General features: G+C 31.2%; 6 protein-coding genes and 3 pseudogenes. All 9 read left to right on the top strand.

Annotated features, from left to right (window positions below; genetic code table 11):
- Positions 1-12: 12 nt before the first annotated feature.
- Positions 13-252, top strand: coding sequence for a hypothetical protein (locus tag HGAG_RS07335; protein ID WP_001080402.1), 240 nt, complete (start codon positions 13-15; stop codon positions 250-252).
- Entirely contained in the window at positions 239-1,822 is a 1,584-nt protein-coding gene (locus tag HGAG_RS07330; RefSeq protein WP_019118544.1) for a stalk domain-containing protein, read from the top strand. Before HGAG_RS07335 ends, HGAG_RS07330 begins: the two co-directional genes overlap by 14 nt.
- A 14-nt stretch (positions 1,823-1,836) precedes the next feature.
- Positions 1,837-2,702: pseudogene (locus tag HGAG_RS10855) on the top strand (CD1107 family mobile element protein).
- Positions 2,703-2,776: 74 nt separating this feature from the next.
- Positions 2,777-3,388 (top strand): DUF6088 family protein, encoded by a 612-nt coding sequence (locus HGAG_RS07320; protein ID WP_019118543.1) that lies wholly within the window; start codon positions 2,777-2,779, stop codon positions 3,386-3,388.
- Positions 3,381-4,364 (top strand): nucleotidyl transferase AbiEii/AbiGii toxin family protein, encoded by a 984-nt coding sequence (locus tag HGAG_RS07315; RefSeq protein ID WP_019118542.1) that lies wholly within the window; start codon positions 3,381-3,383, stop codon positions 4,362-4,364. The genes HGAG_RS07320 and HGAG_RS07315 overlap by 8 nt, the downstream gene beginning before the upstream one ends.
- 92 nt (positions 4,365-4,456) lie before the next feature.
- Complete coding sequence (locus HGAG_RS07310) at positions 4,457-6,178, top strand: DNA topoisomerase 3 (RefSeq protein ID WP_019118541.1); 1,722 nt, start codon at positions 4,457-4,459, stop codon at positions 6,176-6,178.
- A complete protein-coding gene (locus tag HGAG_RS07305; RefSeq protein WP_019118540.1) occupies positions 6,171-7,136 on the top strand; it encodes a DNA cytosine methyltransferase in 966 nt (321 codons plus the stop codon). The genes HGAG_RS07310 and HGAG_RS07305 overlap by 8 nt, the downstream gene beginning before the upstream one ends.
- Before the next feature lie 1,792 nt (positions 7,137-8,928).
- Positions 8,929-14,766: pseudogene (locus tag HGAG_RS07300) on the top strand (helicase-related protein); the annotation flags it as partial.
- A gap of 43 nt (positions 14,767-14,809) precedes the next feature.
- Positions 14,810-15,035, top strand: a pseudogene (locus tag HGAG_RS10850) (DNA-binding protein); the annotation flags it as partial.

Here is a 15,035-nt window from a genome sequence, read left to right as displayed (position 1 = left end):
GGGAGATATTATGTGAACAGAAAACTTATAAGTATTAGGAACAAAAAGAAAAAAATAGAAGAGAAATTAAAAGATTTAAATGCAAAATACAAGGAAATTTGCGATGAAGAAATACAAGTTGAAAATGAAGAAATAATTGTAACTCTTAGGAGGAACAATATTAGCTTGGAAGAATTAATGGAGAAAATCAATGATAGAAAAAGAGAAGAAAAATTAAAAGAAAAGGAGAACATTCATAATGAAGAAATTTAATACGAACAAACTAAGAGCCTTTTTTATGGCTCTTTTATTAGTTTTAACATCAACTTCAACTACTAATGTACTAGCTAAAGCTGATGATACAGATGGTAGTAAAAAAGTGATAGAAAGTTCTATAAGTAATATTAATGATTTAGAAAATCAGATCAAAGACTTAAATGATAAGAAACAAGAAGACCAATCAAAGATAGATGAATTAAAGAAAAAGTTAGAATCTTGCAAAGATAATGGAGAGAACTTAAAACAAGAAAAATCTAAGTTAGAAGAAGAGATTAGAGATAAAGATAATAAGATTGCTCAATTGAATAAAGAAATTGAGGATCTTAAAAATTCTAATAATGATGAACTAATAGCAGAAATTACTCAGCTTAAAGATGAATTAAAAAGATTGCAAGATGAAAATGCAAAACTAAAAGAGGATTATTCATCTACAAAATGGGAGTTAGAAGCTGAGAAAGAAAAGACCGATAAAAACGAAAATAAAACCAAAGAAATGCAAGAAAAGCTTGAGTCTTTAGAAGGGGAGCTTGCAAAGAAGACTAAAGTAATTGAGGATAAAGATAATAAAATTAAGGACTTAGAAAAAACTCTTGATGAAAAAGATGCTAAGATAAAAGACCTCGAGTCTAAAAAGAAAGAGACAGAAAATTCTAAGTCAGAATGCTGTAAGAAAATTGAAGAGCTTCAAAAGGCTATTGATAGTTTAAAAGAATCTTCTGAAAATACAAAAAAAGAATTAGAAGAGAAGATTAAAGAACTAGAAGAAAAACAAAAAGCTTCTGAAGAAGAAATTAAAAAGCTAAAAGAAGAATTAGATAAGAAAATCGAAGAAGCAAAGAAGTTAATCGAGGAAGTAAATAAAAAATCGAAAGAAGAACTTGAAAAACAATCTAAAGATGAAAAAGACAAAAATCTAAACCAAGACTTATCTAAGAAATTAGATGAACTTCTAAAACTCCAAAAAGAAAACAAAGAGAAGAAAGAAGATAAGAAATCTCAAGATAAGAAGTGGGACGAACTTTTGAAAGCTGATGACAAGAACATTCTAAATCAATTTGATCTTAACAAGATGAAAAAGCAAGAAGAAAGACGAGATAAAAAACAAGTTAAAGATGAAAAAGAATTTGCAGTTTTTCAAGTAGATAAAAACTTTTATAACATTATCAACAAAGATGGTAAGACAACAGTCTATATGGATGTGAAGACTTATGTAGACCAAGGAAGAACTATGATTCCAGTAAGATATATTGCCTATACTCTAGGTTTTAATGTTGAGTATGACAACTCTACTCGTGAAGCTATTTTCTCCAATAAAGAGAATAATATCCTAGCTAAAAAGACATTAAGACTAAATATTGATACTGGTGTTATGAAAGATTCAGATGGAAAGGTCTACAATTCAGATGTTAAGCCAGTGATTATAAATGGAAGAATTCATGCTTCAATTTCAAATATTGCTAAAGCTTTTGGAGCAAGTCATGGAGATATTAAAGATGGTAAAAACCAAACAATAGAATGGGACAATGCTAGAAAAGCAGTCTATGTATTTAAAAATGTAAAATAAGAAAGGATAGAAAAATGAATATGAGCATTAAACGAGGAGTAGCCATAGCGTTACTCCTTTTTACATTTACAGTACCAGCAACTACATTTGCAATGACAAATGAAGGGCAAATAGAAAGTCAAAACGAATCAATCTATGAACCACAAAAAGAAGAATTTGAAAAAATGTTGAAAGATGATGTTTTTACACCATCAAAAGAAGAGATTCCTTATCAAGATGTTCCAAGAATACCAGGAAATACAAGTGAAGCAAATAAGCATTCAAATAATCCTCCTAAGAAAACACCACTTGTAAAAGGTGGTAATACAAAGGCAGTAAATAATCTTGCGACTGGGGAAAATAAGGCAAGAGGTTCAGTAATTGAAAATGTAGATAAGAATGGAAAAGATATTACACCAAGTGGAGATACAGAAAAAGATAAAGAAAATCCAGTAGATGTAAGACAATTTTTAACATTTCAAACTAAAAGTGGAAAAACTATGCACTTAATAGTGGATCACTCATCAAACCAAGATAATGTAAGGCTATTGACAGAAGTAGGAGAACAAGACCTACTTAATATGATAGAATCAGAAGATAAAAATACTATAAAGGTTGAAGAGCCTAAGAAAGAAGAAGTAAAAAAGAAGAACCTAAGACTGTTCCAGTAAAAGAAGAAAAGAAAAGCGGGATAGGTTCATTTCTAATTGTTGCACTTGTAATTGGAGGAGTTGTAGGAGCAGGATATTATTTTAAAGTAGTCAAAGCTAAGGAAGATAAAATGTTGGAAGACTTTGAAGAAGATGATGAGGATTATATTAGTGAGTCAGAAGATGAATCTGACAATGAAGAAAGTAATGAAGAATCACTAGATGATGATGATGACGATGAACTATTATAAGGATATGAAAATTTAATCTAAATTGATTATTTCTCCCGAATATGATACAATATTCGGGAGAAAGGTGGTGCAAAATGAATTCCTATTTAGATCAAATAAAAAATAGAATTAATGATTTTGATAACAGAAAAGTTTTTATAAACAATGATTTCTTAGATATAGCAGGAAATGAAACTGTTCGTAGAACTTTAAATCAACTAGTTAGTGAAAATAAAATAAAAAGAGTAATTAATGGATTCTATTATAATCCAATATATAGTGAATTAATTGGAGAGTACGAAGCAGTATCAATTCACGAATTAGCACTTGCCATAGCAAGAAAATACAATTGGAATATTGCACCATATAATAGCACAGCCTTAAACTTATTAGGACTTTCAACACAAGTACCAACTCACTATAAATATATATCTAGTGGCAGATATAAGGAATATAAAATTGGGGATACGGTTTTAGAATTTAAAAAAGTAAATCCAGGAGAAATTGCCAATATGTCTTTGAAGACAGCGACTGTGATTCAAGCAATTAAATCTTTGGGCAAAGAAAATATAACTGACGAAGTTATACAAAAGATAAGAGAAAACTTAAGTGAAAAAGAAAGAACAGACTTAATGAACGAATCAAAATCAGTTCCTGCATGGATATATGAAGTAATAAGGGAAATTTGTGAGGGCAAAAATGAATAAGTTTTATATAGAAAACAAAGAAGACTTAAGAGTTTTAATGGTAAATACAGCCAGAAAGAGAAATATATCTGAGGCAGTTATTGAAAAGGACTATTGGGTTACTTTTATCTTAGATTATCTATTTAATGAAAACAAATGGAGGGAATATTTTACCTTTAAAGGAGGAACATCACTTTCAAAATGCTTTGGACTTATAGAAAGATTTTCTGAAGATATAGATCTAATCTTAGATTGGCGAGTATTAGGTTACGAAGAAAAAGAACCTTGGTTAGAAAGATCAAATACTAAACAGGATAAATTCAACAAAGAAGTCAATGAAAAGACTGAAATCTTTTTAAGAGATGAATTATTAAAAGTCTTAGAACAAGATTTCAAGGACATGGACTTTGAATTTATGATTGATACTCTTGATCCACAAACAATTCTATGTAAATATCCTAAAATCTTTGAATCTAATTATTTGACACAAAATATAAGACTCGAAATAGGAAGTCTTGCAGCATGGACACCTGCAATTGGAGTTAAAATTTCACCAATAATCAGTGAAGCATATCCAAATGTATTTAAAGAAAAAACTAATATAAGAACAGTATCACCAGAGAGAACTTTTTGGGAAAAGGCAACTATTTTACACCACGAAGCAAATAGACCAGAATCTTCTCCTATGCCACATAGGTATGCAAGACACTTTTATGACCTATATAAAATAGCAAATTCAGATTTTAAGAACAAAGCCTTAGATGACAAGGAGTTATTAAAGAAAGTGACTGAATTTAAAATGAAATTTTATCCTAGGAAGTGGGCAAAGTATGAAGATGCATTAAATGGTAGATTAAAATTAGTCCCAAGAGACTACCGATTTTCTGAAATAGAAAAAGATTATAAGGCTATGTCAGAAATGATATATGGAGAATATCCAAACTTTGAAGAGATTATAAAAGTTCTTCAAGAACTAGAAAAAGAAATTAATAAGTAAATAGAATTCTCCCGAAAATAATATATTATTCGGGAGAAAAACTTTGAGCGAGAGAGAAATCTTTCGCTCTTTTTTTATTTATGGAGGTATGAATGAAATTAGTAATAGCAGAAAAGCCAAGTGTAGCAGTTACAATTGCAAAAGTAATTGGAGCAAGAACAAGAAAAAACGGATATTATGAGGGGAATGGATACATTGTTTCTTGGTGTGTAGGTCATTTAATTCAAATGGCAAGTCCAGATAAGATAGACGAAAAATGGAAGAAATGGACAATAGACACTCTTCCTATAATCCCAGAGGAATATATTTATGAAGTATCTAAAAACACTAAAAAACAATATGGAGTTTTGAAAAAACTTTTAAACGATAAGAACATCGACACAGTTATAAATGCTTGTGATGCTGGAAGAGAAGGAGAACTTATCTTCAGGCTTGTATATAATCAAGCTAAATGTAAGAAGAAGATTCAAAGACTTTGGATATCTTCAATGGAAAACAAAGCTATTAAAGATGGCTTTAGAAATCTTAAAGACGGGGAAAACTTTGAAGACTTATATAGATCAGCAAGTGCAAGAGCAATTGCTGATTGGCTGGTAGGAATGAATTTAAGTAGGCTTTATTCTTGCATTTACAAGGAAACATATTCAGTTGGTAGAGTACAAACACCAACTCTATATTTGATAGCTAAAAGGGATAGTGAAATAAACCTATTTAAGAAGCAAAAATATTATACAGTTGACCTATCTTATGGAGGATTGAAGCTTGTATCAGATAGGATTGATAGAATTGAAGTTGCAGAGCAACTTTTAAACTTGCTAGAAGATGAAATAGTTATTACAGAGGTAGAAGATAAAGAAATAATTATAAAACCAGATAAGCCTTATGATCTCACTACCTTACAAAGAGAAGCAAATAAATATTTTGGATATTCAGCAAATGACACTTTAAATCTGGCACAAGCTTTATATGAAAAGAAGCTAATCACATATCCAAGAACAGATAGTAGATATTTAACCGATGACATGGTTAATACTATGAAAGAATTATTAGAAGGACTTGAAAAAGATTTTAAAATCAATGAATCAAATTTCAAGTCTATTTTTAATTCATCTAAAGTTACAGACCACTATGCAATTATTCCTACTATATCAGGCATTGGAAAATCCAAAGATTTATCTGATAAAGAAAGCAAAATCTATAATCTAATTAAGGATAAATTACTTGCTTCATGCTCGGATAACTTAAAGGAATCTAGTAGAAAAATCAGATATGAATATGACAAGTTTAACTTCAATGCAAGTGGCAAGACTATAATCGATGAAGGTTATACAAAGTACCTAAAGGCTTATGGAAAGGAAAGACAAGAAAATGAATTACCAGATGTAAAGACTGGAGATAAAATTAAGCTAACTTCTAAAAATATATCGGAGAAATTTACCAAAGCTCCAAGTCATTATAATGAAAATACACTTTTAAAGGCTATGGAGAATGCAGGAGTAGAATCCTTGGATAAAGATATAGAAGTAGAGAGAAAAGGCTTAGGAACACCAGCTACAAGAGCAGGAATTATTGAAAATCTTATCCATAAGGACCTTATAAGAAGAGATAAGAAAAATTTACTTGTAACAGAAAAAGGCAATAGGCTTGTATCAATTGTAGAGGATAAGTTTAAGTCGGCAGAAACAACATCTGAATGGGAAATGAAACTTGCAAATATTAGCTCTGGCGAAGTTGATAAAGAAGACTTTTTAAGAGAAATAGAAGATAGTATAAGGGAGCTTGTAGATAGGTACAAGAATAATCTAAATGAATAAGGTAAAAATACTAGAGCTTTTCGGTGGCATAGGTGCTATTAGAAAGGCTTTTGTTAATTTAAAGATACCTTATGAAGTTGTTGATTATGTAGAAATAGATAAGGCTTGTGTTAAATCATACAACGCACTTTATGGAGAAGATTATAAGCCAAAATCAGTAGTAGGATATAAAGGTCCTAATGAAAAGATAGACTTAATTATGCATGGAAGTCCTTGCCAAGACTTTTCAAGAATAGGAAAAAAGCAAGGAGGAGTAAAGAATTCAGGAACTAGATCAAGCCTACTATTTGAAACCATTAGAATAATTAAAGAAATGAAAGAAAAACCTAAATGGATAATTTGGGAAAATGTAAAGGGAGTCCTTGATAGAAATATGAGGGACTCCTTTTTTATTTATCTAAAGGATCTAGAAGACCTTGGATATGAAAGCAAGTATGAAATCTTAAATGCAATGGACTTTGGGATACCTCAAAAAAGGGAGAGGATATTTGTTGTTTCATGTCTTGGAGCAAATAACTTTTCTTTTAATAAATTGGAGAGGAAAGAAACAAGACCACTAAGTGATTTTTTAGAAAAGGATGTAAGTGAACTTTATACAATGACCCAACCTTATATGCTGAAATCTTTAAATAAAGGCATAGATAATAGTTTTAGAGGGCGACTCAAAGTGATTAAAGATTTTTCTTATACTATTTCTACAAAACAGATGAGAGTTCCTAATTCAGGAATAATAGATATTGGAAATGGTAAATATAGGTATTTAACAGAAAGAGAATGTTTAAGACTCATGGGTTTTGATGATAGTGATATGGATAAATTAGAAGAAGTGCATCCAAGAAGAAAAAATTGTACTTCAAGTAAACTATATAAGCAGGCCGGCAATTCTATTGTGGTTGATGTTTTAATGGCTATTATAAAAGAAATTTATAGAATGGAGGTAGAGAATGCAAGTAAATGATTTTAAGAATATACAAGAAGCTATAAAGTATGAAGTGTTACAAGATGAAAAAGAATATTTAAAGCTATTAAAAGTTATAGGCAATAATCAGAAATATGATTTTTCAAGCCAGTTAAGTATATATAACAAGGAACCTGAAGCTAGAGCTTGTGCGACCTTTGATATGTGGAAGAAATATTTTGGTAGAGTTGTTATGAGGGGGCAAAAGGGTATTCCAATTTTAGTTGGAAGTGATATAAACAAAAAAGTTTCATACATTTTTGATATTAGTCAGACCACATCAATGAATAGGAATATTAATGAGGTTAGCTTATGGCAGTTTGACCACGAAAACCATAACGAGGCTTTAAAAGAAATAATAAGAGATTTTTCATTTGAATCTAGTGATTCACTTAATGAAAATATATTTTCTTTAAGTCGAATTTATGGAGATGAATACATTAAATTGGCTCTTGCTGATTTGAGGATAGATATAGAGGATAGACTTAGCTTTGAAAAATTTATTAGAGACTCAATATCCTATGCGGTAGCTAATAGGTTTAATACAGTCTATCCTATGGATATGGAAAATTTAAAAAATAATTTTTCTAGGATAAATACAATTTCTTTAGAACAGATAGGTCTTGTAATATCAAGGGTTAGCGAAGATATTATAGATAGCACAATAGAAAAATCTAAGGAAATGGATCGTGCTAGGCTGCTGACAGAAAGGGCCGGTGCCGACTATAATAGAGATATAGAAAATATAAATGAAGATAGAGGAGGTCAAGATGATTTATATAGACGAGATGATAGGTCAAGAAGTAGAGATGGACGAGTTTTCACAGATGGAAGCGACAGAGGAAATAGCGATGAAGATCGAAGAGAAAACCTTGGACATGATGGAGAAGGATCTGGAATTTATGGAGAGATTTCCGAATCCAACATACGCAGTTCTAAGACTGTCTTACCTAGTAGGGAGCGAGGACATGGAGAACTGGAAGAAACTTCAGAAAATGTACGAGGAGAAAACACTTTTGAACCACCTGAAGGAAATTCAGAATCAGGCAGTGGACTTTATCAAGAGAGAGAAAGTCAAGATGATGAAAGCACAAGGATTGACAGAGAAGATGATGAGAGAGAATCCAGAGCAATACCAAGGACAGATGAACAACTTGATGGCAACAGTGAAGAGAATGGCAATCAAGGAATACGTGGAAGCTTAGAAAATGAAATAAGCCAAGAAAAGGAAGCTGATGAAGCTTCTTTTTTTGATGGCAAAAACACTGAAGATAGAAAAGATTATTGGATTGTAGAATTTAATGAAAACCACGAATTAGTTCCTGATTATAGTGGACAGATAGTAACCAAAGAATTAATAAATGTCCTAAGACAAAAAGATATAGATGTTAAAGACCATAATCAAACTCTTGGAGAAAATGAATTTGGAGAAATGACAGATGATTATATCGGATATTTCAAATTCTATTTTGACCACTATGTAGACGGCGAAGTTGTCGAACACTATAGGATTGATCTTGGTGATGGTGAAGAAGTAAATGAGCGTGAATTTTCATATTTAGAAGAACAAGTTGCCCTAAGTGAGGAAAAATTTCTACAAGAAGAAATTAAGGAAAAGATAGAGCCTAAATTTAAGATAGGCGATCAGGTTAGATATAAAGATAAGGACTTTACAATTACAGATTTTGATGAACTAAGTGGAGGACTTAAAACTGTAACCATTAGAGATAATATGGAATACATGGGAGGTATGATTAGGGGTTCGGAAGTAATTCCATATAGAAACGATTCATACCTTGAAGAAATCTTTGAAAATCTAAGTCAAACATCAGAAAAACTAGCAGTAAAAGTTGGAAAAGAATTTATTTTAGAAGATGAGAAGATCTTTGATGGAATTAACTTGATTGAAACTGGAACTAAAGTAGAAATTAATGGGGAAGAATATCCTTTATATAAGGGTGAAACATTTGAAGAAAGTAGAAAGATTGATGACCTTTTAGATAGTGGAAATTATGAGATATACAAATTATCTGAGCATGAAAAACAAATTGAAAGACAAGTAGAGCAAGAAAGCTTTATAGATAACCACAATCTTGAAATTGACCAAATGATGGATAGATACAATGTTCCAAGAGAAGCAGCCGAAAACTTATTGAGGGGTAAAGAAGATTTAAAGAATCTAGGCTATGAACCTAATAAGGAAAGACTAAGTTTTGCTAGAAATTATGACTTGAAAAATCATATCTACTCAGAATACCTTACACCATCAGAAAGACTAGATAAAAATATCAAAGCTATTAAAATGCTAAAAAGACTTGAAAATGAAAATAGGAGTCCAAGAGAGTATGAACAAGCATATCTGGCTGATTATCTGGGTTGGGGAGGTCTTGCCGATGTCTTCGATGAAGAAAAGGGAGGGCAATGGCTTGAAGCAAGAAACATTTTAAAAGAAAATCTAACAAATGAAGAGTATTTAAATGCTAAAGAGTCTACCTTAACATCGTTTTATACACCTAGAGAGGTAATGGATGGAATATATAAGACTCTAACAGATATGGGTTTTAAGACTGGAAATATTCTTGAACCAGCTGCAGGAGTTGGTAACTTCATTGGTAATATGCCAAGTGAAATACAAGGCTCTAAAGTCTATGGAGTAGAAAAAGATAGTCTAAGCGGAAGAATAGCAAGAGAACTTTATCCTGAAGCTAATATTCAAATTAAAGGCTTTGAAGAAACAAACTTCTCAAATAATTTCTTTGACTTGGTAATAGGAAATGTTCCCTTTGGAGATTTTAAAGTTAACGATCGTGAATATAACAGAAATAATTTTCTGATTCACGATTATTTTTTTGCAAAGTCAATAGATAAGGTAAGGAATGGAGGAATTATTGCCTTTATAACCTCATCTGGAACTATGGATAAAAAAGATGAATCCGTTAGAAAATATATTAATGCAAGATGTGAGTTTTTAGGAGCTATGAGGCTTCCTAATACAACATTTAAAGGACTTGCTGGCACAGAAGTTACTTCAGATATTATTTTCTTAAAAAAGAGAGATTCAGTTATAGAAAGAGATGACGATTGGATTCATCTAGCAACTGATAATAAAGGTTTGACCTACAATAAATACTTTGTAGATAATCCTCAGATGGTATTAGGGGATATGAAAGAAATATCTGGAAGATTTGGAAATACTATTACTTGTGATGAAAAAGAAGACGAAAATCTAAAAGATTTAATGGATCTTGCAAGTAAGGAAATATCTTCAAACTCAAAATATGAAGAAGTCGAGCTATTGGAAGATGAAGAATTAAGTCTTCCAGCAACAGATGATGTTAAGAATTTTTCCTATACCATCATTGATGAAGAAGTCTACCTAAGAGAAAACTCAGTATTAATTAAGCAGAATATATCAGATAAAAATAAAGAAAAGATAAAAGATTATCTTGATGTAATGAATGCTTTAAAAGATGTAATAGAAAAGCAAAAGGACGATTTTTCAGACGAAGAAATAGAAGAGTCACAAGCAAAGTTAAATGAGGTCTATGATAACTTTTCAAAGAAACATGGCTTTATTAACTCCTTATCAAACACTAGAGCCTTAAAGGAAGACTCAAACTTTTCTTTGGTTTCATCAATAGAAATACTTGATGATGAGGATAATTTCAAAGCTAAGAGTGATATATTCTCAAAAAGAACAATAACAAAGGCAAAGGTAGTAGACCATGTAGATACTTCTCTTGAAGCTTTAGTTTTATCAGTTTCACAAAAAGGATATGTAGATTTTGAATATATGGAATCTATCACTAATAAAGATAGGGATACTTTAATTGGTGAGCTTGAGGGCGAGATTTTTTTAGATATTAAGGACACAGACCTAATAAATAACAGAATGCCCTTTGAAAACTTTAATAATGACGATCCCTTTCACTTTTCATATGTATCGGCTGATGAGTATCTAAGTGGCAATATTAGAGAAAAGATTGGTTATCTCAATTCATATATAGGAGAAATTGAAAATGTAATAGATTTAGCACCTTCTGAAAAGAAAGATACATTATTAAACGAGTTAGGCAAGCTCAAATATCAAAGAGAAAAATTACAAGAAGTTATGCCTGAAGAACTCACTGCTTCTGATATAAATGTAAGGTTAGGAGCAACTTGGATACCTCAAAAAGATATAGAAGACTTTACTTTTAATCTTTTAAAAACGCCAGGTTATGATAGGTGGAATATAAATGTTAGGTTTTCGCCACATACAAGTGAATGGAATATTGAAGGTAAAAGTGTTGACTCGACTAATGACCTTGCTAACATGACTTATGGTACAAGTAGAGTGAATGCCTATAAGCTAATTGAAAATGCTCTTAATCTAAAAGATACAAAGGTATTTGACCAAGTAATAAATGATGATGGTTCTAAGACTTCTGTATTAAACAAAAAAGAAACTATGCTTGCAAGTCAAAAGCAAGAGCTGATTAAAGAAGAATTTAAGAATTGGATATTTGAAGATCCTGATAGAAGATATAGGCTAGAAAAAATTTACAATGAAAAATTCAATTCAATTAGGAATAGAGAATTTGATGGTTCTAACTTAACTTTTGATGGAATGAATACTGAAATCAGACTTCGAGAACATCAGAAAAATGCCATTGCAAGGACTCTTTATGGTGGAAATACACTACTTGCCCATGTAGTAGGAGCAGGAAAAACTTTTGAAATGGTAGCTTCTGCTATGGAATCTAAAAAGTTAGGACTTGCAAGTAAATCATTATTTGTAGTTCCTAACCATCTAATCACTCAAATCGGGAGAGAGTTTATGCAATTATATCCGTCAGCAAATATTATGGTGGCAGATAAAAAAGACTTTCAACCAAAAAATAGGAAAAGATTTATTGGTAGGATTGCAACAGGAGAATATGATGCAGTCATCATAGGACACTCTCAATTTGAAAAAATACCAATGTCCAAGGAATACCAGGTAAGGCATATACAAGACCAAATAGATGATATAGTTTCCTTTATTGATGAGAACAAAAGAAATAGAGGAGAAAATTTCACAGTAAAACAACTGGAAAAGACAAAGAAGAAACTCTTGGTAAGACTTGAAAAATTAAATGATGACTTTAAAAAAGACGATGTAATAACCTTTGAAGAACTAGGAGTAGATAAGTTATTTATAGACGAAGCTCATAATTACAAAAACTTATTCTTGCATACCAAGATGAGAAATGTTGCGGGTATCGGTCAAAGTGAAGCCTTTAAGTCTTCGGATATGTATATGAAATGTAGGTATATGGATGAAATGACAGATGGAAAGGGCGTTGTATTTGCTACTGGTACACCAATATCAAATTCAATGACAGAGCTTTATACCATGCAAAGATACCTTCAGTATGATGATTTAAAGGCAAGGGGATTAGAACATTTTGACGCTTGGGCTTCTACTTTTGGAGAAACAGAAAACACCTTTGAATTATCTCCAGAAGGCACAGGATATAGGCAAAAGACAAGATTTTCAAAGTTTTATAACTTGCCAGAGTTGATGTCTATGTTTAAAGAAGTAGCAGATATAAAGACTTCAGATATGTTAAATTTGCCAGTGCCAGAAGCAAATTTTGAAGTTATTAAAACGAAACCTACTGAGGAACAAAAAGAAATATTAGAAGCTATTTCAGAAAGAGCTGACGCAGTTAGAAATAACCAGGTCGAGCCAACAGAAGATAATATGTTAAAGATTACAAATGATGGTAAAAAACTTGCTCTTGACCAAAGATTAATAAATCCACTACTTCCCGATGATCCTAATTCAAAGGTTAATGTATGCGTTAAAAATATCTTTTCGATCTGGGATAAGACAAAAGAAAATTCATCGACTCAATTAGTATTTTCGGATATGTCCACACCAAAAGGAGATGGAGAATTTAATATCTATGATGATATTAGAAATAAGCTAGTGAATATGGGAATACCAAAAGATGAAATAGCCTTTATCCACGAAGCAGATACAGACAAACAAAAAGACGAATTATTCTCCAAAGTAAGGAGAGGAGAAGTAAGAGTATTATTAGGCTCTACTCAAAAAATGGGAGCAGGTACAAATGTACAAAACAAATTAATAGCCTTACACGATTTAGACGTCCCATGGAGACCGTCTGACCTAGAGCAAAGAAGTGGTAGAATTGTTCGTCAAGGTAATGATAATGATAAGGTAAATATCTTTAGATATGTCACAGAGAATACCTTTGATTCTTATTTGTGGCAGACAATAGAGAATAAGCAGAAATTCATATCACAAATAATGACAAGCAAGACACCTGTGCGTGTTGCTGAAGATGTTGATGAGGCAAGTCTATCTTATTCAGAAATTAAGGCTTTAGCTACTGGTAATCCTTTAATTAAAGAAAAGATGGATTTAGATAACGAAGTTACAAAACTAAAAATGTTGGAATCAAACTACAAGTCTAATAAATATAAGCTTGAAGATAAGGTAAATAAAATTTATCCTCAAAGTATTTTAAAAACTGAAATGGAAATACAAGCAGTTAAAGAAGATATTGCAAGTGTTGAGAAATTAGGAGAAGGAGATAGTAAATTCACTTCAATCAGTCTTGGGACAAATAAAATTTTAGATAAGAAAGAAGCTGGAGAGAAGCTATTAGAAGAAATAAAAAAGGTAAAGATAAATGATAGCAAGGTTATTGGTAAATATAGAAATTTAGACTTACAAGTTTCATATAACTTTATGACTAATACTCATACCTTTAAACTTTTAGGAAAAGCCGAATACTTCGGAGAGTTTTCAAACTCTACTGATGGTAATATAACAAGGCTTGATAATGCCATTGAAAAAATGCCTGCAAGACTTGAAAGATTAAATCAAAATCTTCAAAACTATAAAGAATCTTTAGAAAATGCCAAAGTAGAATTGACAAAACCATTTGAAAGAGCAGATGAGTTAAGGGATAAGATACTAAGACTAGCTGAGATTAATAAACTTTTAGATATGGGAGAAGTCGAAGAATTAGAAAACCAATCACCATTATTAGAAAATTTAAAGAGGGCGATAGTCGATTATTCTAACTACGAGTTTTCAGAATCTAATAGTTATGAAGACTTTGACAAACTATACCCTGATTTAAGCCATATAGGACTTGCTTATACAGAAACACCTGATGGGAAGCACTCTATTCAATATGAGGTAAATTTGGAAGAAAAAACATGGACTCAGTATGTAGATAATGTAGCTATTAGAACAGAATCTTTTGTAGAAGAAGATATATCCAATTCACAAGCTCTTAAAGATATGACTGAAGCCATAAAGATGTCAAGTTTTGATGATCTGGTATCAGTAGATGAAGAAGATTTAAAACAAGCACTAGGACTAGAAATAGATGATGATGGAAACTTCTATGATCCACTAGCAAAAGATCTTGACAATGATGGAATACCAGATAGGTATGACAATGATTTTAAAGATAGTGATTACTTTGAATCAACTTATGATGTAGAGGATAATCTTCACGCAAGAGAAGAGAAACCATCAATATTGGGACAAATATCAAAATTAAAATCAGAAGAAGAAAAAGATAGAAATCAAGAAAAAAGTAAAAAAGGACAAGAACGATAGAGGAGGGCTAAAAGCTCTCCTTATTTAATACAAGGAGGAAATTATGGAATACAAAGATATTAGAGAAAACTTAGAAGAAATGATGAATGATAACTACAAGGATTTTATAAAAGCACTTGTGAGCATAGAAAAAGGTATCAATGACGAAAAAGCACTTGAAGAAGTTTATGTTTTATATATGAACAATGACACAACAGGTCTACTAAGTGATGACTTTGACTATATGATAGATGATATGAAAGAACAAGGTAAGATTGTTGAAAATGTAA

This window comes from Anaerococcus obesiensis ph10 (assembly GCF_000311745.1).
Lineage (GTDB): Bacteria > Bacillota > Clostridia > Tissierellales > Peptoniphilaceae > Anaerococcus > Anaerococcus vaginalis.
This window is presented reverse-complemented; position numbering and strand designations above follow the sequence as displayed.